The 23,810-nt window shown below is 64.9% G+C and carries 9 protein-coding genes; 1 reads left to right on the top strand and 8 read right to left on the bottom strand.

Annotation, left to right across the window (positions count from 1 at the left end; genetic code table 11):
* Window positions 1-48 precede the first annotated feature (48 nt).
* On the bottom strand, window positions 49-12,339 hold the full coding sequence (locus tag QRN36_RS09570) for a BapA/Bap/LapF family large adhesin (RefSeq protein WP_285423851.1): 12,291 nt from the start codon (window positions 12,337-12,339) through the stop codon (window positions 49-51).
* A 567-nt stretch (window positions 12,340-12,906) separates the two neighbouring features.
* On the opposite strand from QRN36_RS09570, the gene QRN36_RS09565 reads away from it, so the two are divergent.
* A complete protein-coding gene (locus QRN36_RS09565; RefSeq protein ID WP_285423850.1) occupies window positions 12,907-14,247 on the top strand; it encodes an MFS transporter in 1,341 nt (446 codons plus the stop codon).
* A 128-nt stretch (window positions 14,248-14,375) separates the two neighbouring features.
* On the opposite strand, the gene QRN36_RS09560 is transcribed toward QRN36_RS09565, so the two are convergent.
* The 7 genes from QRN36_RS09560 to bcsZ form a co-directional block, all read right to left on the bottom strand.
* Window positions 14,376-14,516, bottom strand: a complete 141-nt coding sequence (locus QRN36_RS09560) for a hypothetical protein (RefSeq protein WP_285423849.1) — start codon at window positions 14,514-14,516, stop codon at window positions 14,376-14,378.
* A 200-nt stretch (window positions 14,517-14,716) separates the two neighbouring features.
* Window positions 14,717-15,865: a cell division protein FtsQ gene (locus QRN36_RS09555; RefSeq protein WP_285423848.1), complete on the bottom strand. Its 1,149-nt coding sequence runs from the start codon at window positions 15,863-15,865 to the stop codon at window positions 14,717-14,719.
* The gene (locus QRN36_RS09550) at window positions 15,865-17,280 is read right to left on the bottom strand and encodes an MBOAT family protein (RefSeq protein WP_285423847.1); all 1,416 of its coding nucleotides are present in this window, start codon (window positions 17,278-17,280) and stop codon (window positions 15,865-15,867) included. The genes QRN36_RS09555 and QRN36_RS09550 overlap by 1 nt, the downstream gene beginning before the upstream one ends.
* Window positions 17,281-17,298: 18 nt before the next feature.
* A complete protein-coding gene (locus QRN36_RS09545) occupies window positions 17,299-17,973 on the bottom strand; it encodes a cell division protein FtsQ (RefSeq protein ID WP_285424070.1) in 675 nt (224 codons plus the stop codon).
* Window positions 17,973-18,659, bottom strand: coding sequence for an SGNH/GDSL hydrolase family protein (locus tag QRN36_RS09540; RefSeq protein ID WP_093458528.1), 687 nt, complete (start codon window positions 18,657-18,659; stop codon window positions 17,973-17,975). Before QRN36_RS09540 ends, QRN36_RS09545 begins: the two co-directional genes overlap by 1 nt.
* An 18-nt stretch (window positions 18,660-18,677) precedes the next feature.
* Window positions 18,678-22,583: a cellulose biosynthesis protein BcsC gene (locus QRN36_RS09535; protein WP_285423846.1), complete on the bottom strand. Its 3,906-nt coding sequence runs from the start codon at window positions 22,581-22,583 to the stop codon at window positions 18,678-18,680.
* Window positions 22,565-23,710 (bottom strand): cellulose synthase complex periplasmic endoglucanase BcsZ, encoded by a 1,146-nt coding sequence (gene bcsZ, locus QRN36_RS09530; protein ID WP_306470317.1) that lies wholly within the window; start codon window positions 23,708-23,710, stop codon window positions 22,565-22,567. The genes QRN36_RS09535 and bcsZ overlap by 19 nt, the downstream gene beginning before the upstream one ends.
* Window positions 23,711-23,810 lie beyond the last annotated feature (100 nt).

Below are 23,810 nucleotides of genomic sequence, written 5' to 3'. Positions count from 1 at the left end.
TCACATTATTCCCTTACTGTTCAAAAACCGGCTTTCCTGGCAACTGCGTCAGACGACATGAATGCCGTTCTGTACCCATAAATGGTGAGTCGGGTCCTCCTGAGGTGTGTATTGGGTGTAGTCGATGCCGTTGGCCTGATGCACGCCGTCCGCGGCCCAGGTGTTGGTGAGGTGCACGCTGTCCTCGCTGCCGCCCTTGATCAGCAGGGTGCTGGTGTCTGCCGAGGTGATCGCCAGCAGATCGGCGAGACTCACCGTCAGCGAAACCGCGCTGGTGTGATTCAGATCCAGCACCTCGATGTTGTGAATACGGCTCTGCAGATCGCCTAGATTGATCGTCGCATCGCCGCCGGCCCACAACAGCGTGTCAGTGCCGGTGCCGCCATCCACCGACGCGAACTTCTGGTCGGCGATGATCAGCGTGTCGTTACCGGCGCCGCCCTGCAGGGTAATGGCGCCGCCATGCGAACCGTCCAGCGTGTCGTTGCCATCGGTGCCTTGAATCAGCTCGGTGCCCGCCGCCAATGCGACAGTGGCTGCGCTGTGATCCTCGACGCTGGCCAGTGTGCTCAACGAAGCAACCGAGGTGCTGGCCAGGGCGCCGGCCTGGCCCAGATCGATGGTCAGGGTCGCCGTGTCGGTGGTGCCGTTGGGGTGAGTCAGTTGGTAAGTGAAGACGTCTTCATGACCGATCACGGCGTTGGTCTGACCGGGGGTGAGCGTGTAGGTGTAGCTGCCGTCGGCGTGTACCAGCAGCGAGCCGTACGTCCCGGCGATCGTGGTGCCGTTGTAACCCGGCGTCACATAAGTGCTGCCGACGAGGACGCTGAGCACGGTGTACGCCGAGCCCAATACATCAGCCCCGGCGCCCGCCGCATCGGTCAGCAGGTTGCCGGCCACCGGCGTGTAGCTGCCGACCACGAACTGGTTGGTGTACGTCGCAGCATTGATGACGCTGGTGTTGACCGTGCTGAGCACGCCCAGCCCACCCACCGACACCTTCACCTGGTACGTGCCGGAGGTCTGGTCGTCGAAGCGGATGCCGTAATTGCCGCCGCCCAGGTTCAACAGCGCCGAGCCGCCATAGCTCTTGACCAGCACGTACTGGTTGGTGGCGGTGTTGAGCTTGTAGAGACCGACTGTCATCGACCCGAGCAGGCTCAGCAGATTACTGGCATTGACCACCACGGTGAGGTCGCTGACGGTATTGGCCGCCACGCTGGTGGTGTAGGTGCCGCTGCCACCGCCGAGCAAGACGCCGAAGCTGCCCAGATTCGACGTGGTGGTCACCTCCTTGTTGACCAGCGTGATGTCTGTGTTGGCGAAGTCGTTGGTGGCGTCCACCAGCGTGGCGGGCGCGCCGAGGTTGCTGTCGCTCCAGATCTCGGTGGCCTGCGGGCTGTCGATGCGCACATACAGATGTGCCGTGTCGCTCAGGCCGTTCGGGTGCACCAGTTGATAGTCGAACACATCGACCTTGCCGACGCTGCTGACCGCGCCGTTCGGCGTGTAGGTGTAATGCCCGCTGGCGTCGATGGTCAGCGTGCCGTAAAGCCCTTGCACGGTGACGCCAGTGCCGGCGCTGACGTAGCTGCCGCCTTTCAGGATCTGCAGCTGCGCGCCGTGATCAGGACCGGTCTGATCGGCCTGACCGTCGGTGCCGACGTCGCTGATGACGTTGCCAGTGACCGGGGCGCCGGCGGTGCCGTTGAATTGCGTCAGGCTGGTGATGTCCAGCTGCAGCTGGGTGTTGACCGTGGTCAGCACGCCGATGCCGGTGCTCGCCACCGTCAGCCGATAATCGCCACTGAGCAGGTCGCCGATGTTGACCCGCAGCCCTTGTCCGGCCAGGGCGACGAGGTCGAGCAGCCCCCCGTTGCCGTTGACGTCCAGGGTGATCCACGCGCCGCTGGCGCTCTTGACTTGCAGCGTGTAGACCACGCCATCCAGCAGCGACACCAGACTGCCGGTGGTGAGGGTCAGGGTCGGATCGACGCTGGTGCCGCTGCCGACGGTGAACGCGAAGGTCTTGGAGAACCCGGCCAGCAACGTGGTGAACGAGTCCGCGAAGTTCTGCGTGACCTTCACCGGCGCAATAACGACCGTGGCGGTGGCCAGATTGTCGCTGGCCACCACGGGCGCGTTGGCGTCGACGTCGGGCGCCGTGACCGTGCCGGACACCGAGACGTTTCCGCGACTGTCGGTGAGGCTGACAGTCAGCCGCTCGCCGTTGATCTGCGCCGCGCTGAGTGTGACGCCGAAGCTGCCGGTCGGGCCGACGGTGGCGGTTCCGAGCACGGTGCCGCTGGCCGACTTGATGGTCACCGTCGAGCCGATTTCGCCCGTGCCACTGACCGTCGCTCCGTCGGCGCTGACCAGCAGAGCGGCGGGCGCGGCGGGCGGCGTAAGGTCTGGCGCGGTGGCGGTGGCCGACACCGACACGTTGCCGGCCGGGTCGGCCTGGGTCACGGTCAACACTTGATTGTCGATCTGCGCCGTGGCCAGCGCCACGGAGAAGCTGCCGTTGGCGGCGACGGTCGTGGTGCCCAGCACCGTGCCTGCGGCGTTGCGCACGGTCACGGTCGACCCGGCCACGCCGCTGCCCGTCACCACCGAGCCGCTGCCGTTGATGGTCACTGCGGTGGGCGCTGCGGGTGCCGTGATATCAGGTGCGGTCAGTGTGGAGGCGGCGGAGACGTTGGTGGCGCCGTCGACTTGCCGCACGGTCAGCACCTGGCCGTCCAGTTGCGCGCTGTTGAGGGTGAGGTTGAAGGTGCCGCCACTGCCTACTGTGCCGGTGCCCAGCAAGGTGCCAGCAGCGTTGTAGACGTTGACCGTGGCGCCCGCTTCGCCAGTGCCGGTCAGCGTCAGACCGTTTGCAGCCAGGGCCAGCGCTGTCGGTGCGGCAGGGGCCTGAACGTCGGCGGCGGTCAGATCGGCGACCGGCGACGCATTACCGGCTGCGTCGGTCTGCTGAACATGCAGCAATTGCCCATTGAGTTGCGCGGCGGACAGCGACACCGTGAAGGTGCCTGCGGCGTTGACCGTGGCCGTCCCCAGCACGGTCCCGGCGGCATTGGTGACACGAACGGTCGCACCGGCTTCGCCGCTGCCGCTCACCTGCAGCCCCGCGCTGTTGAGCGCCAGGTTGCTCAGCCCGGCAGGCGGCGTGGTGTCGGCGGCATTGAGGCTGGCGTTCGTCGAGACGTTGCCGGCGGCATCGCTCTGACTCACGGTCAGCGCCTGTCCGTTCAACTGCGGACCGGACAACGAAACGCTAAAACTGCCGTCGGCGGCAACCAGTGCGGTGCCCAGTACCACGCCGGTGGCGCTGCGCACCGTGACGGTCGCGCCGGCTTCCCCGGTCCCGGTCAGCGCAGTGCCTGCGCCGTTCAGGGTCAGCGATGCAGGCGCGCCAGGGGCCGTGATGTCGGGCGCTGTCAGCGGTTGGTTCGCCGAGCTCAAGCCAGCGGCATCGGTCTGGTGGACGTTAATGCCCTGACCGTTTGCCTGTGCCGGCGTCAGCGTGGCGCTGAAGGTGCCGTTAGCGCCGACGGTTGCGGTGCCCAGCGTCGCGCCGTTGCTGGCGGTAACGGTGACGGTCGCGCCGATCTCGCCGCGCCCGGTCACTACGGTGCCCGTGGCGTTCACCGCAAGGTCGGTCAGTGGCGTGGGCGCTGTGGTGTCGCCTGCCACCAGCGGTGTCGGCAGGGAGGCGCCGCCAGCCACGGTGCTGGCAGTAACGCCGAGGTTTTCACCGTTGGTCTGCGGCGTTTGCAGCGTGATGGTGAAAACACCGTTGCTGGCGGTGAGTCCCGTGCCGAGCACAGCACCGCTTGGGCCGTACACGGTGATGGTCGTTCCCGCCGCCGCGGCGCCGGTCAGGGTCAAGCCGTTGGAGGCCAGCGACAGATTGGTCGGTGCGTCGGGCGCAGGCGTCACAGGAACGGTGAGCGTTGCCTCTTCGGATGGGTTCAGCGCCGCGTCCAGCTGGACGACCGTGAGCTCCTGGTTGGCCGTGATGCCAGGCGCCAGATCGATCAGGAAGCTGCCGTTGGCACCCACCACGCCGTTGCCGACCGTGACGCCCGCGGCGTTGGTCACCACAATGCTGGCGCCGACTTCGCCGCGCCCGGCCAGGACGCTGTGGTCGGCGCTGATGGTCAGGTTGGTGACCGCTGCCGGCGGGAGGGTGTCGAGGGTGGTGTATACCAGCGGCGCGGACTGATTGTTCGAGCCGTCGCTGGCGACCACGGTGAGGACCTGGCCGTTGTTCTGGGCAGCGTCGAGGGTCACCGAGTAATTGCCGTCGTCGTCGGTCACCGCCGTGCCCAGCACCGTCCCGTTCGCCGAGGTCACGGTAATCGTGCTACCGGCTTCGGCGGTGCCTGCCAGGGTGACGCCATTGGTCAACGAGGTCACCGCAGGCAGCGCGGGCGGCGTGGTATCCGGCGCCGACACCGTGGCAGGCGCAGCGTCGTTGCCGGCGACATCGGCCTGGACGACGGTCAGTGTCTGGCCATTCACCTGAGCACTGGACAGCGTCACGCTGAAGGTTCCGTCGGCACTCACGGTGGCGCTGCCGAGCGTGATGCCGGCCAGCGATACACTGACTGTTGCCCCAGGCTCGCCGGTGCCGGTCACCACCAGACCGTTCTGGCTCACTGCCAGATCGTCGACCGGCACCGGATCCGTGACATCGCGCACCTGATAAGTGGCCTCGGTCGAGACGTTGCTGCCGGTATCGGTCTGCGTCAGGTGCAGCGTCTCGCCGTTCAGTTGCGGCGTGTTCAGCGTCACGCTGAAGGTGCCATCCGCATTCACCGTTGCCGAGCCCAGGCTGACCCCGTCGACAGTGGTCACGCGAACCGTCGCACCGGCTTCACCAGTGCCGCTGAGGATGATGCCGTTAGGGGTGAGCGCGGTGGCGACGGGCGGCGCGGGTGGCGTGACATCGGGGGCGGAAATCGTCTCGCCGACCGACGGGTTGCCCGCCGAATCGCGCTGCACCACCGAAAGCTGCTCGCCATTGAGCTGGGCCACCGGCAAGGTCACGCTAAACGTGCCGTTCGCACTGACGGTACCGGTGCCGACGATGTTGCCGGCCGGATCGGTGACGTAGACGCTGGCACCGGCTTCGCCCGTGCCGCTGATGACATTCCCCGCGTCGTTGATCTGCAGGCCGGCGACCGTGGCAGGCGGCGTGGTGTCCGGCGCCAGGAGGCTGCCCGCCGCCGAGGCATTGCCCGCGGTGTCGGTGAGCACGACGAACACTTGTTCGCCGGCGTTCTGTGCCTGGGTCAGGTTGATCAGGAACGTGCCGTCGACCCCGACTGTGCCGGCGCCGACTGGCGTGCCGTCGGCCAACGTCAGGCTCACCGTTGCACCGGCTTCGCCCGTGCCGGTCAGGACGTCGCCGGTGGCATTGAACTGCAACTGGGCGGCAAGCGCAGGCGGCGTCAGATCCGGCGCGGTGACGGTCGCAGGTTCGCTGACGTTGCCGGGCGGATCCGCCTGCTGAACGCTCAGCACCTCTTTGTTGATCTGTGGCGTGCTCAACGTCACGCTGAACGAACCGTCGCCCAGCACCGTGCCGGTGCCTAGAAGCGTGCCACTGGCGTCCTTGACCGTGACGGTTGCGCCGGGCTCGCCCGTGCCGGTGACCACGGCCCCGGAGGCATTTATCGCGACATTGTCCAGTGGATCGGGCGGGGTGAAGTCTGGCGTGGTCAGGCTTGCCGCCGGTGAGGCATTTCCCGCGCGGTCGGTCTGTACCAGGGTCAGCACTTCAGCGTTGGTCAGCGGGTCGGCCAGCACCAGCGTGAAAGTGCCGGTGCTGCCTACCGTCGCGGTGCCCAGCACATTGCCGGCGCTGTCGGTGACGGTAACGGTCGCGCCCGCTTCGCCATGGCCGCTGAGTGTGGCGCCGTCGCTGGAAATGACCAGTTGGCTCAACGCTGCAGGCGCTGTGGTGTCGCCCGCATTGAGACTGGTCGCGGTCGACGTGTTGCCGGCTGCGTCGGTCAGCGTGACCGACAGCAGCTGCCCGTTTGCCTGCGCAGAACTGAGGGTGACCTGAAACGAGCCATCGATGCGTACACTGCCCGTGCCGAGCAGGGTGCCGTTGGCGCTGTATACGTTGACCGTCGAGCCCGGCTCGCCGGTGCCGGTCAGCAGCGTCCCTTCGACGCTCACCGCGAGCGCCGCAGGCGCGGTCGGCGCCACCAGGTCCCGGGCGACGACGTTGAGGCTGGCGGACTCGTTACCCGACGTGTCGGTCTGGCTGACGCTCAGGGTCTGGCCCTGAATCTGCGGCGTGGTGAAGGTGATGCTGAAGGCGCCGTTGGCCGCCACCTGGCCGGTGCCGACGATCACACCGCCTGCGCCCAGTACCGTGACCGTCGACCCGGCCTCGCCGTGCCCGGTCAGCGTGGCGCCGTTGGGAGCAAGCACCAGGTTGCTCAAGGGATCCGGCGCGGTAACGTCGGCGGCGACATAGCCTGTTGGCAGGGAACTGACGCCGCCGGGAGACGTGGCCGTTGCGGAGAGCGGCTCACCATTCAATTGCGCTGCATTCAGCGCGGCCGTGAACGTGCCGTCGCTGGCCACCAGCGCGGTGCCCAGCAGTACGCCGGAGGCGCTGCGCACACTGACAGTGCTGCCTGCGGTCGCGGTGCCCGTCAGCGTAAGGCCGTTGCCGCTGAGGGCCAGGTTCAGCGGAGCAGGCTCGGCCAGATTGCCGGGGGCGGTGACGGGGCTCGAAGGCGATGCGTTGCCTGCGGCGTCCGTCTGCACGACCGTAACGGTCGAACCGGCAGGCGCCGCCGAGGTCAGCGTCACGCTGAAACTGCCGTTGCTGTTCACCGTTGCCGTGCCGAGCGTATTGCCATTGGCGTCACGCACGACAACGTTCGCGCCCGGCTCGCCATTGCCGGCGAGGGTCAGGCCGTCGCCGCTGAGCGCCAGGTTACTGGTCGCCACCGGCGCTGTGGAATCCGCCGCGGTATAGGGCGCAGACGCCGAGACGTTGCCCGCCGCATCGCTGGCCGTGACAGTCAGGGCCTGACCATTGAGCTGCGTGCTGGACAACGTCACCTGGAACGTGCCGTTGGCCGAGGCGGTGCCGGTGCCCAGTACGTTGCCGCCGGCGTCACGCACGATCACCGTGCTGCCCGCTTCGGCATTACCGGTCAGTTGCGACCCGGTGTTGTTGAGGGCCAGCGCGGTTGGTGCGTCGGGCGCGGTGAGATCGACCGACACGACGTTCACCGCTGTAGACACATTGCCCGGCGGATCTTCCTGAGTGACGGTCAGAACCTGGGCATTGATCTGCGCCGTGCTGAGGGTGAGGGTGAACGCGCCGTCCGTGCCGACGCGTCCGGTGCCCAGCACCGTGCCGTCAACGCTGCGCACCGAAACCAGTGCCCCCGGCTCGCCATGACCGGTGACGGTCAGGCCATCGGCATTCACGGCCACCTGAGTCAGGGCGGCAGGCGGGGTGATGTCGGGCGCGGAGACCGTGGCCGATGGCGAGACGTTGCCCGCTACGTCAGTCTGACTGACATCCAGGGTCTGTCCGTTGCTGGGGGCGGATGGCAGGGCGACACTGAACGTGCCGTCGGCCGCAACCACGGCGCTGCCGAGCACGGCACCGCTGCTGTCGGTGACCTTGACCGTCGCGCCCGCTTCGCCCGTCCCGGTGAGCACCGTGCCGCTGGCGTTGACCTGCAGATTCTGCACGGCCGACGGCGGCGTCGTGTCGACGGTCGCGACGGCGGTGGGCGGCGAGACATGGCCGGCCGCGTCGGTCAGCGTGACTTGCAGAGCAGCGCCAGTGGTTTGCGCGGTCGGCAGCGTGACCTGAAAGTGGCCGCTCTGATCGACGATGCCGGTGTTGAGGATGTTTCCTGCCGCATCGCGCACGGTCACGGTTGCCCCGGCTTCGCCCAGGCCACTGACCACAGTGCCGACATTGTTGATGGTCAGGCCCGTCGCGGCAGCGGGGGCCTGCAAGTCCGGGGCGATGACGCTGTCGGGTTGCGACACGTTGCCCGCAGCGTCGGTTTGCGTGACGGTCAACGGTTGCGCGTTGATCTGTGCCGGACTCAGCGTCACGTTGAACGTGCCATTGCTGGCAACGATCGCGCTGCCCAGCACTGTCCCCGATGGATTGGTGATCGTCACCGTCGCCCCGGCTTCGCCGCGCCCCGACACCACGCTGCCGCCAGCGTTGATGCTCAGAGCGGTCGGTGCGTCGGGCGCTGTGCTGTCGGCGGCGATGACCGTGCCAGGCACAGACGTGTGGCCGTCCGCATCGGTTGCAGTGACATGCAGCGATTGCGCGTTGAGCTGCGCAAAGCGCATCAGGATGCTGAACCGACCCAGGCTGTCGACCCGGCCGCTGCCGACGTTCTGGCCGGTGCCGTCGAAGACATTGATGGTGGTGCCGGGTGTACCTGAACCGGTCAGCGTGAAGCCGTCACCGCTGATGGCCAGGTCCGAGGGCGAGGCCACCTGCGTGCCGTCCGGTCCCGGCAGGGTGACCGGGGTCGAACCGTTGCCGCCGGCATCGGTACTGACCACGTCCAGGTTGCTGCCGGCGGCCGCGGGCGGATTGAGGCCGATGACGAACGTGCCGTCGCTGCCGACCGTTCCGGAACCCAGCACGGTGCCGTCGGGCGCGCTGATCGTTACCGTTGTACCTGCTTCGCCGGTGCCTGAGACACTGCTGCCGTCCGGGCTGATCGCAAGGTTGTCCACTGGCGCGGGGGGTACCTTGTCCGGGGCGTTCGTGTCGATGGGAGTCGAATCGTTGCGGCCATCGGTGGCGATGACCTGCACCGGTTGTCCGTTGTTCAGACCGGCAGGCAGAGGGAAGCTGAACGTTCCGTCAGGCCCGGCCGTCACGGTGCCGATCGTATTGCCGTTGGCATCGACGATTTTCACTTGACCGTCTGCTTGCGTGGTACCGGTCAACACGCCGTTTGCGTCGACGGCGACATCGGTGGGCGCGGGCGGCGCGGTCACATCCGGTGCGGTCACGGCGGCAGGTGAGGAGGGCAGCTTGCTGGCGTCGATCTGGGTGATGTTCAGTTGCTGACCATCCAGCTGCGCGGGGTTCAGCGTGACGGTGAAGGTGCCGTTGCTTTCAACGGTCGCGGTGCCCAGCAAGGTTCCGCCTGCGTTGCGCACCTCGATGGTATCGCCCGCCACGCCGTTGCCGGAGACGCTCTGACCGTCTGCGCTGATGGCGACGGCGGTGGGCGCCGTTGCCGGTGTGGTGTCCGGAACTGGCAGCGGCGTAGGCGATCCGGCATTGCCTCGCACATCCGATTGGGACACCTGCAACGTCTGCCCGTTGTTCTGGGCGGTGGGCAGCGTGACCTCGAATTGTCCGGTGACCGGGTCGGCGGTTGCGGTCGCCAGGACGTTGCCCGCCGCGTCGCGCACGGTCACGGTTGCGCCCGGTTCGCCCTGACCGGTCACCAGCGTGCCGGTCGGATCCAGCGTCACACCGGTGGGCGCGTCGGGTGCCTGAATGTCCGGCGCCTGCACGGCCACAGCGCCCGACGGCGTCGGCGACGCGTCGGCCTGACTGACGTTGAGCGTCTGGCCGTTGGTCTGCGCGGCAGAAAGATTGACCTCGAAACGGCCGTTGCTGCCCACCACGGCGGAGCCCAGCGCCACGCCATTGGCGTCCGTCACCGTTACCGTGGCACCCGCCTGGCCATTGCCGCTGAGGACAAGACCGTTCGCGGAAATGACAGCATTGGTCACCGGGTCCGGCGTGCTCTGGTCCGGAGCGTTCACCCTCACCGACGTGGACTGGTTGCCTGCGTTGTCGGCCTGGGTCACTTGCAGTTGCTGGCCATCGGTCTGAACGGCGTTCAGTGTCAGCGTGAATTGACCGTTGCTGCCCACGTTCCCTGTGCCGATCACCGTGCCGCTTGCGTCGCGTACGGTGACGGTCGCACCAGCCTCCCCGAGACCGGTCAAGACCCGACCCTGACCGTCTAGCGCCAGTTGCGTCAGCGGCGCCGGTGCCTGGGTGTCGGGCGTGTGGTAGGACAGCGGCGGCGCGGTATTTCCGGCGCTATCGCTGGCATTGATCGTCAGGGTCTGGCCGTTGTTCTGCGCACTGCTCAGCGTCACGCTGAAGGTGCCGTCGGCCGACACCACGGCTGAGCCAAGGACACGACCGCCCGCGTCGGTCACGGTGATGCGTGAACCGGCTTCACCGGTGCCGCTCAACACCGTGCCGTTGGCACTGGTAATGACATTGGCGGGTTGCAGCGGGCCGTCGAGGTCCGGCGCGGCAACGGGCGTGGCAACCGACGGGTTGCCCGCAGGGTCGGTCAGCACCACTTGCAACGACTGACCATTGGTCTGCGCGGCGTTGAGCGTCACGGAGAAACTGCCCGTCGGCGAAACCGTGGCGGTGCCCAGCACGTGGCCTTGAGCATCCGACACTGTCACCATTGCGCCTGCCTCGCCGCGGCCACTCACGGACAAGCCGTTGTTGGCGACGGTGAGGCCGCTGGCAGCGGTCGGGCCGGTGATATCGGGCGCGCTGACGGGCACGGTCACCGAGCTTTCGCCTGATGTGTCGGTGGCCTGGACATCGAGCACTTCGCCATTGGCCTGGGCGGGCACGAGGGTAATCGTGAATCTGCCATCGCTGCCGGCCGTTGCGCTGCCCAGAACGTTGCCATCCGCGTCGCGCACTTCGACCCGCGAGCCCGGCGAAGCGGTGCCGGTCAGTTGCTCGCCGTTTGCGCTGACGAGCAGGCCGGACGGCGTCGCCGGGCCGTCGGCATCCGGTGCGATGACACTGAGCCCCGGCGAATGATTGCCGGCGGCGTCGGTTTGCGAGACCTGCAGCACGGCACCGGTCGCGACTGGCGTCGTCAGGTTGATCTGGAAGGTGCCATTGGTACCCACCACGCCGGTGCCGATGGGATTGCCGTTGGCGTCATTGACCGTGACGGTCGCGCCGGGCTCGCCGCGGCCCGACAGTTGAGTGCCGTCCGCACTGATGACGACGCTCTGGACCTGGGCGGGCAAGGTCGTGTCGTTGGCGGTGAGCGCCACCGTCGAGGTATTGCCGGCCGCATCGACAACGCTGACATCGAGTTTTTCGCCGTTGACCTGCGCGGCACTGAGCGCCACCGTGAAATTGCCATCGAGCCCGGCCTGCGCGGTGCCCAGCACCACGCCCCGTGCGCTGCGGATGACGATGCGCGCGCCCGCTTCGGCATGCCCGCTCAGCGACAGGCCGTCGGCCGACAGGGTGAGGGTGGTCGGTTGCGCCGGTGGAGTCGTGTCGGGGGATGTGATCGCCACGTTACTGGAGACGTTACCGGCCGCGTCAGTGAGGGTGACTTGCAGCACCTGGCCGGCCGTCTGTGGCGGATTGAGGGTGATGTTGAACAACCCGTCCGTGCCGACGACCGCAGTGCCCAGCACCGTCCCGTTGGCATCGATCACGCTTGCGGTGCTGCCGGTCTCGCCGCGGCCGCTGACCAGCTGCCCGCTGTGGCTGATGGTCACGCCGGTCGGCGCTGTCGGCGGGGTGACATCGCCACCCGGTGGGTTGACGTCGATATCCGGAGCCTGTGTCTGGGCGGGCACCGAGGTGTTGCCGGCGGCATCGGTGGCGCTGACCGACACGACCTGTCCGTTGGTCTGCGGCGGATTCAACGTCAGGCTGAAGGAACCATCGGGGCCGACGATGCCGGTGCCCAGCAGCGTGCCATCCGCACCGCGCACTTGAATGGTCGCGCCTGCTTCGCCGTTGCCGGTGAGGAGGGTGCCTGTACTGTTGATCAACAGGTTGCTGGGCGCCAGTGGCGCCGTGGTATCCGGCGGCGTCGTGCCGTTGCCGCCACCACTTGACCCACCGCCACCACCGCCTCCGCCGCCCGACGCGGCGGCCGCACCGCCTGCGCCCAGCAAGCCCAGCCCGGCAATGGCCCAGGCCGGCGTGGCGCTGCCAACCACCCCAGCCCCCGCGATCAATTCATCCAGGGAGTCGACCTCAGCGAAGGTGAACCCGTTGAAGGATTCGGCGCTGTATTGAGCCTGCCAGAGCGTCCCGTCTTCACCCTGAAAGACCATGTCGCTGGCGACACCTTCCTGGGCATTGAAGAAGTTGGCGACTTTGACGTGTTCGCCGTTCTTTAGAGTGACCACAAGGTCCTGGCCGTTGCGGGTAACCGAAGCCACTTGACTCGGCGCAACGGGCATCTGGATGACGGCAGGTTTGTCGAGGGCCAGGTCGCCCCAGGATTTGGCAGTGAGTTGAGAGGTTGATTTGTCGGCAACAACAATGTTGTCCATTTCAGGCAGTCCCTTTCATCGCAATTACGTTTCACGACAACGCAATGTTGACGCTCATGCCGCCGTGCAGCGTCGTGACGCAGCAAATACCGGCGGGGCTCTTTCTTGAGTGGAATCCGTTTGAAGGAAAATCTAGATTGGATCCACCCGACTTCAATGGTCAGGGGTTTGACGCAATTGAATTTTTTGCAAAAAAGGCGTCGTAACTGACTGGTGAGAAAGGAAGAGCCGTTAGTTCATTCGAGGGATACCGGTCGTCGGAGGAGGCGTAATAAACCTTCAAACGAGGGTTTTCTGATGTTTGGTCGGATTGCACTTTTTGCGGCGCGCTATGACAGCCAAAGTGCGCGATTAGTTGCACTGAGCTCGATTAATTTGGAAGTTACGAATGATTAGCGCACAGGCACCAAGGTCTTTCGGCTTCAAATCTGTTGCACTTACGCGTTTGTGCCGTGGAATAGATCAGTCCCACAGTGTGGGATTAACCGTCACATATTGAGGAGCGTGTTCTTCTGGTCTAAGGTGGCCCTGTCGTCATCAGTCTCATAACAACAACAGAGAGGTGATATGCAACAGCCATCGATGCAATCGGGCTTGCACGCCAGCACCATGAAGCGACTGAATCTCAAGCTGATTCCGTTTCTGATGCTGCTGTACATGGTTGCCTACATAGACAAATCAAACATCTCGGTCGCAGCGTTGCAGATGAATGCAGAGCTGGGGCTGACGGCGCGGATGTATGGCATCGGGGTCGGTCTGTTCTTCCTCACTTACATCCTGTTTGAAGTTCCGAGCAGCGTCATTCTCACCCGGGTCGGTGCGCGGCGCTGGATCGCGCGGATCATGATCACCTGGGGCATCGTTGCAGCGGGCATGTCGCTGGTGCAGAGCGCCAATCAGCTGTACGGCATGCGCTTGCTGTTGGGTGCTGCCGAAGCGGGCTTCACGCCAGGCATCATTTACTACCTCTCGCAATGGTATCCGCGCAGCGACCGGGCCAAGGCCATGTCGTTCTTCTACATCGGTGCTGCGCTGGCCTCGGTCATCGGGCTGCCTCTGTCCGGCGCGTTTCTTCATCTGGACGGCTACTTCGGCGTCAGTGGCTGGCGCTGGTTGTTCCTTCTGGAAGGCATTCCTGCTGTCGTGCTGGGCGTTGTGGTGTTGCGTTACCTGCCGGATTCGCCGCAAACCACTCACTGGTTGCAGCCAGATCAAAAGCAGTGGCTCAGTCAGACCATTGCAGCGGAACAGGCCAGGACGCCGATTTCCCATCATGCTGGCTGGCAGACGGCGTTCCGTAGTCGTCAGGTGTGGCTGCTGAGCCTGTTCTGGCTGCTTCAGGCCTTCGGTACCATCGGCATCACCCTGTTCCTGCCCCTGATCGTGAAGTCGGTTTCCGGCCAGGAATCGTTCACCGTCAGCGCGTTGTCGGCATTGCCGTTCCTGTTCGCCTGCGTGTTCATGTACTTTAACGGGACCCATTCGGACCGCACGCGGGAGCGGGGCTGGCACCTGGGTTTGCCGTTGATGCTCGCAGGCGTATTGCTGGCGGGCGCTGTGGCCACGGCCAATGCCTGGCTGGCGTACGTGTTGCTGGTGGTCGCGGTGGGGTTGAACTGGGCGGCGACGCCGGTGTTCTGGGCGACCACCACCGAATACCTGTCCGGTGCGGCGGCTGCAGCATCCATCGCCTTGATCAACTCCATTGCCAACATTGCCGGTCTCGGCTTGCCGCCGGTGATGGGCTGGATCAAGGACGCGACACAAAGCTACGACTACGCCTTGCTGATGGTCGCTGCGGCGCTGCTGGCGGGTGGTGTTCTGGGTTTGTATCTGGTGAGGGCGCCTCGTCCGGTGCCGGCAGCGGAACAGGTCGAGGATCCCTTGGCCGAGGCCCATACGCGATGACGAGCGCCAAGAGACGCTGACGGCCTGATTGGGATGATCTGGATGATCAGGTGGTCAGCGGCGCAGATCGGCGGTGACGGATCTGCGCCACGCGGCGCCCGCGATGGGCGCTCTGGTTGGCGGATCGCTTACTTTTTCTCGTCGTTCTGCTGCATCTGCACCGATGCCTTGGACGTGTCCTTATCCTTGCCCTGATCGTTGTCAAAGCACCCGTTGAGCGACGCCAGTACGCAGCAGATGCCTGCCAACGCGCACACTTTCCTGATCATCTCGATTCACTCCTGCTTGAAGAGGGACATGCGCCGTGCGCATGCAAACGTGTTTTCGCCACGCTCAAAGACAGGGATGCCGCGATGCCCGAAAAATTCAGCGGATCCGCCCACCTGCGCCATGGCAGACCGCTTATCCCTCGGCAGCCGCAGACTGGAGGCAGGTCGTCGCGCCAAAACCCGGCGCGACGACGGCACACTCAGGGCAGGCGGACGTCGTCGGCGTACGGCGTTTGCAGGTCTCGCTCGGGAATTTCCCAGACCACCAACTTCGGCGGTGTCTGCGTGAAGGCCGGGCTCTCCAGATAGCCCTTCGCTGCGCCAGAGAACTCACCGCCATCCTTGGCAAAATTACCCACCGGAGCCCCCAGAGCCACCTCCAGAAAACCTACGAAATTGGAGTTGCGCGAGAACGACGTGCCGATCAGCGCGGTGTTCGGCAGATTGTTGTCGCCGAACAGATCGTCCAGATCATCGGCACCGCCGGTGGGCTCCATCCGTTCTTTGATCTGGGTTGCCGCGATGTATTCAGGCTTGGGTTGCCAGGACACCGGCAGCCAGTCGATACCGGCCAGGCGAACCAGGTCGCCCGGGCGGACGGCACTGGCTTGCGCCGTCAGGTCGAAGGCCTTGTGCGGCGTGGCGCTGAACTGGAGTGCGCTGATCGCCTGAGCGACACGGCCGGCCGCCGCCTTGGCGCCGGTCTCGCTCCAGTGCGTGTCGGTGCGCAGGTAGGCCGATTCGCCAAGAGGTTGCAGCGTCGGCGTAAGGTCCACGGCAGGCACGCCCGCGCCTTGCAGCATCGTCAGCCAGTCGCCGATGCGCGGCGCCAGTGATGCCGGGCGCGTCAGTGAGCACAGTTGCGCAGCGGCGATACGGCTCTTGTCGGGGACCACCGCGACAACCAGTTGAATGCCTCGGCTCGCCAGGCTGTGCTGCAGATCAATCACCGCCTGAGCCTTGGCCCGGGCGTTGAGCGGCGCATTGCGATTGAGGCGCAGCTCATCGGTAAGGAACAGCCAGTCCGCGCAGCCTTCACGGACCCGAGGACCCAGGTCGCCGAACGCCAGCCAGCTGGCGCCGCGCTCAAGGTCCGCTGCGCGTTTGGGAATCACGGCATCGGACAGGGTCTTGGCGAAGCGGTGAGTGAGGTCGCCGTGCAGCAACATGTCCTGAGTGACGACCTTGGGCACGAACTCGATCGGGCCTTTGATCATCAACCAGGCGCAGGAGGCAAACGCGGCGGCGATAAACAGGGAGAAGGTCACGCCGGCCAGCGGGCTGACGCGAAGCGCCAGCTCGGATGGCGGGGTGGGTGCAGTGCTCGGGGATTGCGTTGGCTTGGTCATCAGAACTGAAAGTACAGAAAGGGCACGGCTTCACGGCTGGCGATCAGAGCGAACGACAGGGCAAATCCGAGCACGGGCCAAAGGGCTGCAGCCAACGCAAAAACCGTATTGTCTGCGAATCGTCTTTCACAACGGGTCTGAAGCAACGGCGCAAGGATGCACAGCACGCCGAGCAACGCGGCCAGACCGTGTACCGGCCGCAGCGTCACTGCCAGCGCATCGCCCAGGGCAAAACCGTGTTGCCCGAACTGACCGCCATACATGCTCAGGGCCGTGGCGAAGTCCGGGGCGCGGAACAACGTCCAGGCCAGGCACACGAACAACAGCGTGCCGGTGTGCGATGCCCAGAGCGGCACCCGTGGCAGTGTCGAGCGTGACCAGGCGCGGTCCACGCACAGGGCGATGCCGTGGGCCGAACCCCACAACAGGTAGTTCCAGCTGTCGCCGCCGTGCCAGAGGCCTGCGATGGCCATGGTCAGGAACAGGTTGCGGTAGGTCTTCCATGCCCCTTTGCGGTTACCGCCCAGTGCGATGTAGAGGTAGTCGCGCAGCCAGCTGGACAGCGAAAGGTGCCAGCGCCGCCAGAAATCCTGAATGCTGTAAGCAAGGTACGGACGATTGAAGTTTTCCGGAAAGTGGAATCCCAGCATCAGCCCCAGACCGATGGCCATGGCGCTGTAGCCGGCGAAGTCGAAGAACAGCTGCAGCGAGTACGCCAGGCACCCGATCCAGGCATCGACGAACGACGGTTCCGGCAGATGGAAGGCCACGTCGACCAAGGGCGACAGGGTGTCGGCCACCAGCACTTTCATGCACATGCCGATCATGAATCGACGCGCGCCGAGCGAGAAATTCTGCCAGTTGAAATAGCGCTGGTTCAGTTCCCGGCGCACCCAGTCGTAGCGAATGATCGGGCCGGCAATCGAGTGACCGAACATCGAAATGTAGGTCGCGTAATTGATGAAGCTGCGTTCAACCGGCACCACGTGCCGATGCACGTCCACCAGATAGGAGATCGCCTGCAACACGATGAATGACAATCCGGCAGGCAGCGCGACTCGCTGCCAGCTCATCGGCATGGCGCCGTAGTAGGTGATCAGGTCATTCCAGGTGCCCGCCAGGATGTTCGCGTATTTGTACCAGCAGAGCACGGCGGTGTTGATCACGATCAGGCTGACCAACAGACGGATGCGTCCTCTGGAGTCTTCGCGCGAGCGATCCACCAGCAGACCGCCGACCCAGGCAAGAACGGTCAGCACCATGTGCAGGAACAGAAACAACGGGCTCAGCCAGCCGTAAAACAGCCAGCTGCCAATCAGCAGAATGACGTTGCGCCATGCCGGTTTCGCCAACGCGTAAACGAGCAGAAAAGCAGGCAGGAACAACGTCAGGAACTCGAGCGAGGCGAAAACCATGGCGGCGCGGTATTCCGATCAGTTGGACACAGCGTCCGTGGCGGTCAGGAGGCGAGGGCCGGTGGCCGATGGCAGCAGCAACAGGCTGTAACGCTTGTTCGCCTCCAAAGGACCGAGCTCGACGGCGGCGCCGACTTTGCTGCCCGCGCAGACCAGCTGCACGGCCAGCGAAGGACGTGGATTGAGCTCCTGACGACGAGGGTTGCCCTCGGGGGCTTTCTGGAACAGGTCGACATCGCGGTCTGCCAGGTTGACCTTGGCGTCCACGCAGCCCGGATCGGCGTTGAACAACGCCAGCGAGGCCTTGAGCTGGTTGGGGATGTCGAACGCTTCGTTCACCACGACCTGCCTGATGCCTTTATGACCGTCGTCCAGCGCGAACACGGTGGCGAAGTCGCCAGCGGCCACGCTGACGTCCAGCGGCACGCGGTTGCCGTCGCGGCTCAGCGTGCCTTTGATGGTCTGGCCACCCGGCACCGGAATGAAATCGGTGACCGCCTTGGCGCCTTCAAGCTTCAGCGTGGCGCTCGAACCGTCAGGCGCCAGTTCCAGCGCGCTCTCGGAGGCGTTGACGAAGCGAAGGTATGCCGAATCCTGAGAAGGTCCGGTCGGGTAGAGGGCAATCTGTGCGCTGAACGCGTTTGCGCTCAGTGCCAGAGCTGCAAGCCCCAGCGTGACGTGCAGAGCCCGCATCACGGATTGGCTCCTTTCACGGCGTCGGCAGGCAGTTCGCCCAGCGATTTGCCGATGGCGGCCGCCCACGACTTGTAGCCGGCAATGGTGAAGTGCTGGCCGTCGGAGGTGATCCACTCACCCGGTTTGGAGAACTTGGTGGAGTCGATGTAGGTGCACGGCGCGACCATGTTGGCCAGCGTGCTGGCAACCAGTTGGGTACGAACCTGGTTCTTGCCGTACTGGTTTTCGTTGGTGTTGCTGCCGTTGGCCTTGCCCCAGGCCGGACCGACCCAGACGCATTTCTTGCCGCTGTCGGCGATCTGCTTGGTCAGCGCGGTCACGCTCTGATAAGCCCAGACCTTGGGGAACGGCGTGGTTTTGTACGACGCCATGGTGTCACCCATGATCAGCACGACCAGGTCGGGCTTGTCCTTGGCGATCACGTCTTTGATTGGCTGGGTGTCCAGCGTGCCGCGACTCATGACCTTGATCTTCTCGCCCGGATCGCGAGTGGCGCCGCAGTCGAGTTTCAGCTTGGGCGTCACCCAGTCCGCCGGGTTGGCGCCACAGGCACCAATGGCGTGAACCTGGGCGCCTTGCTGGGTCAGGTTGTCATACAGCGGATTCATCAGTGAGTCGGGAAAACTCATGTGGCTTTCGCCAATCACAAGCAACGTCAAACCAGCGAGCACAGAAGAAGCCATGAACCATTCCTCGTTAAATCAATTCGTGTAAGGAGAACCAAAAGGGCTGACCGGCAGATTCATTGGGCCCGTCATGTCCTCGAAGGTGTAACGCAGGTACATCGCACCCACGTACTGTTTGTAATCACTGGCGTTATCCACGCCGACGCTGCCGCCCAGGAAGAAGTTGGAGCCGAACTTGTACTCTCCTGCGGCGTTGAAGCTGTAGCCGATACCGGTTTTGCTGTCGCTGTCGTAACCGTTCAGACCGGCTGCGTTGGCACGGGCATTCAGCTCGCTGTGGCCGGGGAAAATGTCGGCGCTGTCCTGACCGATGTACTGCACGCCCAACGAGCCCTTGACCCTGTACGTGAAGCGATCGGTGCGTTGCGACCAACTGACCGGCACGCCGAGTGCGAAGAACTTCTGCGGACTGAAATAGCCGCCGTGCCCGTAGGTGTAGAAGTCCTGGTTGTCGGTGTACGTCAGTGCCGAACCGCTGACGCCCAGGGTGAGGGTGCTGTCCGGCGCGTTGCGCAAGTACCAGTAGACTCCGCTGCCCAGTTCGAAACGGTTGTTGGAGTCGACGTTGTTACCCAGCAGCTTGTGCGCCGAAGAGTAGCCGTACGCCCCGAACGACTGATCGTCGTAGCTCAGCTCGCCGCGCACGCCGTTGGCCGTCACGCCGCCCCATTTGTCGCCAGTGCGCGGATCCCTGGAACCGGCGAACGAGGTCTGGCTGTCGGTGACCGCGCGACGCGAAACGCTCACGCCATAGCTGTAATCCGGGCTGCCCTCGAACGGTCGGCTCACGCTGACACCGCCCACCGGCGTCGAGTAGATGAAACCGATCGGGCTCATCCCTGCATCGGCCTTGATGCCTTGATCTTTATCCCGGTACGCCACGGCAATGCCCACGCCGCTGTCTTTCTGCGATCCGACCGAATCCAGGCCGCTGGCCCCGAAGCGCGCCTGAGCGAAGTTGCTCGGGCTGCCCGAATACAGCGACACCGGGGTGATCTGCAGCGCCATCATTGCGCTGTTGTAGCCCACCGGCATGCCGATCTCGAACGGGGTTTCGATGTCAGTGAGTTTGCCCAGACCTTTCTCACTGTTGTTGTTACGCACGCTCAAACCCTGGACCGCATAACCGCTGCGGTCCTGAAGGATGTCGTTCAACGCTTGCTGGGCGGGGCTTACGTCCGCGCGAGGGGTGGTTTCGCGAGCGTACGGATCGCCCGACGGCATGACGTTGCCGTCGAACGAGGAGGCCGCGTAGCTTTTGCGGCCCACGGGCATCGGCAACGCCTGCGGATCGCTGTTGCCGGCGCCGGTCACAGCACCGGTGGCGGGTGCATCGACGGGCGGCGGGATCAGCGAAGCCGACGCCAGCATCGTGCTTTTACGACGCTGGCCGGGCAAGCCCACGAACGGGTTGGCCGGGGCGGTCGGGTCGACCGGTGCGGCGACCACGGCGGTTTCGATACGCTGGCTGTTCTCGATCTCGATGGCCTTGCGCAGCAGCTTGCCCGCTTCGCCTGTCTTGCCCATGCCGCGGTAGATCCGCGCCGAGGCCGTCAGGGTCTGTGGCACGGCGGGTTCCAGCTCCAGCGCCTTCTTCACCGAGCTTTCAGCCAGGGAAAAATCGCGGCCCTGAAGGGCGATGTCGGCCAGGCCCAACTGCAACCTGGCGTTGGACGGGTCGGCCTTGATCAGCGGCGCGTAAAGCTCCTGAGCCTTCTCGGTATTGCCACTGGCCGCGTACATGCGCGCCAGCGAGGCAACCGCCAGGCTGTCGTTGGGACGTTGCTTGAGCGCAGGCGACAACATGTCGAAGGCGGCGACCAGATCGTCCTTTTCGCGCAGTTCATCGGCCTGCTTGACCCGATACAGGAACACCAGATCGTCGTAGCGCTTGCTGGCGGTCTCACTCATCGGCTTGCCCTGCAACTGACGCAGGATCTCGCTGACCTCGGTGTCTTCACCGGCCTTGAGCAGCACGCCTGCGTACAGCAACTGCAGATCCGGAGTCGAAGGCGATTTCTCCAGCAATGCGCGCATCATGCTCACGGCCTGATCCGGGTTGCCGGCATCGGCAAAGGCCGACGCCAGTACGGCAACGCGCTCAGGTTTGCCCAGCGTCATCGGCTCGCAACGCGACAACAGCGCCCAGGCTTCCTGACGCTGACCACGGCGTGCCACGTCGACCGCGATCTCGGTCTGAATGTGCAGCTTGATGTCGCGGTCCATCTCGTTCATGTCGCTGCTGCGCTTGGCCGCAGGAATTCTCGACAGCGTGCTTTGCGCCTTGGTCCACTCGCCCAGTTCGGCGGAGAGCAGGGTGCTGGTGTACAGCGCATCGGGTTGATCGGGTTGCTGCTTGAGCAGTTCGTCGATCAGGTCGCGCGCCACCTGGGCCTGACCGCTGCGCAGATACACGCGGGCCAGGGCGAAGCGGGTCCACGGGTTTTTCGGGTCGTCAGCCAGGGCTTCTTTATAGGCTTTCTGCGCACCCGCCAGATCGCCACGGCGCTCGGCGCCTTTGGCCACTTGAATCGCCCGCAGCGAGCGAATGCGGATCGACGGCGCCAGCCGCGTCTGTTCGGCCGGGGACAGTGCGTCGATCAGTTGCAGTGCTTCATCGGATTTGCCTTCGCGCGACAGCACGCCGATCAGGCCGCTCAGGGCGTCCGGATAATTCGGGTTTTTGGCCAGTACCTGACGATACCCGGCTTCGGCGGCATCGTACTGTCCGGCCTGGGATTGCAGGCCGGCCAAGGCGGTCAGGCCGGCAGGTTCCTGCGGGTTTTTGGCGATGGCTTGACCGATCAGATCACGCGCCTGCACTTGTCGGCCACTGCGTTGGGCTTCGTTGGCCTTGTCGAGCAACACCCAGTAGCGGACGTCTTCCAGCGCCTTGCTCCACTGAGCGCCGCCGGGCGTCTGGGTCGCCTGCACCAGGTACCGTTCGGCCTCGTCCAGGCGCTTTTGCTGTTGACGCAAGATGCCCATGCCGCCCAGTGCGTCGAAGTCGCTGGGCTTGTCTTTCAGGCGAGCCTGAAATTCCTGTTCGGCGGTCTTCAGGTCACCTTCGTCGAGCGCTTTCAGCCCGCGCGCAACATGAGGGTCGCGCTGCCAGCCGTTGCCGGTACGGCCCTGCGCGATGCCTTTGTCCATCAGCGCACGGATTTCAGTGTCGTCGGGGTGCGCTTGAAGGTATTGCTGGAACAGCGAGACCTGATCACGCGAAGGAGGGCCCAGCCAGACCAGCGCGAAACGCCAGGTTTCATCGGCGTTGCCGCCGATGTCCGGGTTATGCGACAGACGCGCCAGAGCACGAATGCCCTCAGGGCGACTGTCCGGATTGCGCGCCAGGTGCAGCGCCAGGAACAGGTCCAGAATCGAGTCGTCCGGGCGCTCGGTGCGCAGGCGTTCGAGGCCGACACGGGCTTCGGGCCAGCCACCGGTCGCAAAGCCCAGGGTGTTGTAATACTCGCGGGCGATCAGCCCTTGGGGCTGGCGACCATCGAGCAGTTCACGATAAGCCGCCACGGCCTTGTCACGCTCGCCGGCGTCGCTCAGCTCACGGGCTTTTTCGAGCAGTTGCTGTTTGTCATCCGGCGCCAGGGCGATGTCTTGCTCCAGCTGCAGGGCCTGGCGTGGCAACGGCTTGATCGCCTGCAGACGTGCCAGGTAGTTCTGCGCGCCCGGCAGGCGCTTTTGTTGCAGGTCGATCAGGCCCAGTCCGTACAGCGCGTCGGGCTGTTCAGGCACCAGGTTCAAGAGTTTGGTCCAGGCCTCGGCAGCGCGTTCCGGGTGCTCCTTGCCCTGCCAGTAATAACCTTGCTCGATCAATAACGATTGCGGAGTGCTGGTGCCTGCGGCAAAACCTGCAGAGCAGGTCATTGCGGCGCAGACCGCCAAGGCTAGGGTTTGCTTGCGCATGCGGCCTCCCAGGAGACTTTCACGGTGCCGTCAGTGTTGAACTGGTAGCGTTTTTCGCTCCAGCCGAGGGAGAACAGGCTCAGCATCACGTGGTAATACTGATGCTGCTGGTAGGCCGGGTCGGCAGGGTCGGTAAAGTGGGCGATCGCCTGATCGACGACGCGTTGCTGCTGATCGGCCAGCAGCGGCAGCCCCTTGGCGCGCAGGTAAGGCACCAGTGAGGCAGAGAAACCGTAAGGCCCCTGGCCTTCGGTGGCGCCGGTCAACACGTGCACCTTTTCCGGCGGCACGCCTGTGGACGCGACCGACTGCGCCATGCCGTCGAGGTTGTCCAGCATCGGCTTGGCCAGCGGGTCCTGGGGCGACGCCATGCCTGCCCACAAATACGTGCGGATGGCGTCATAGCTGCCCAGCGCGTTGGTGAACTTGTCGACCACGAACATGCCTTTGTTGACGTCGGTGGCGCGGTAGCCGATCCAGTCCGGAACGAAGCCCAGCGGGTTCATCTTCTTGTCGGCGAACATTTTCGCGGTGCTTTCAGCGACTTCTTTCCACGGACTGGACGGCGTCTCTCGGGTGAACCGACGCATCAGCGGCAGCGGCATGTAGCTGGCGTTGAAGCGCCAGAGTTGGTCCGGGTGCTCGTAACCGACCGGGCCAGGCAACACCATCTTGCCCAGGCCCGGAATGTTGCGGATCAGGGTTTTTTCGACGTTGTTGAGGATCAGCTGCGCGTCGGTGCCGTAGGCCGGTTTGTGCCACAGGCGGTCAGCCTCGAGCAGCGCGTAGGCGAACCACAGGTCCGCGTCGCTGGCGGAGTTCTTGTCGATCACGCCCCATTTGCCGTCCGGCGTCTTGCCCCACAGCCAGCCAGGCAGGTTCTGCGCGATGTTGGCGCCGGCCATGTTGTCCTTGGTCCAGCGCCAGAGCTGGTCGAACGTCGCCTGATCGTTGGCGACCAGCGCGAAGAACATCCCGTAGGACTGTCCTTCGGAACTGCTCTGATCGGGGTCCATGCTCGAACCGAGCATGCGCCCGTCCTTTTGCACGAAACGCTCGGTGTAGTTTTTCCACAGCGGCCAGGTCTGCGTCGCGCAGCTCGACTGGGCGCTGGCGAAGGTCGGCATCAACGCCGCCAGCGGCAGCAGGGCGGCCAGCAGCCGTCCGGCCTTGCGCGTCGGACGTCGAGTCGAAGGCGTCTGAAGCCCTTTGAAGGTTGCATTCACA

It is taken from the genome of Pseudomonas sp. efr-133-TYG-103a, assembly GCF_030209235.1.
GTDB lineage: Bacteria > Pseudomonadota > Gammaproteobacteria > Pseudomonadales > Pseudomonadaceae > Aquipseudomonas.
The sequence above is the reverse complement of the archived record's forward strand: the minus strand, read 5'-3'. Positions and strand labels throughout refer to the sequence as shown.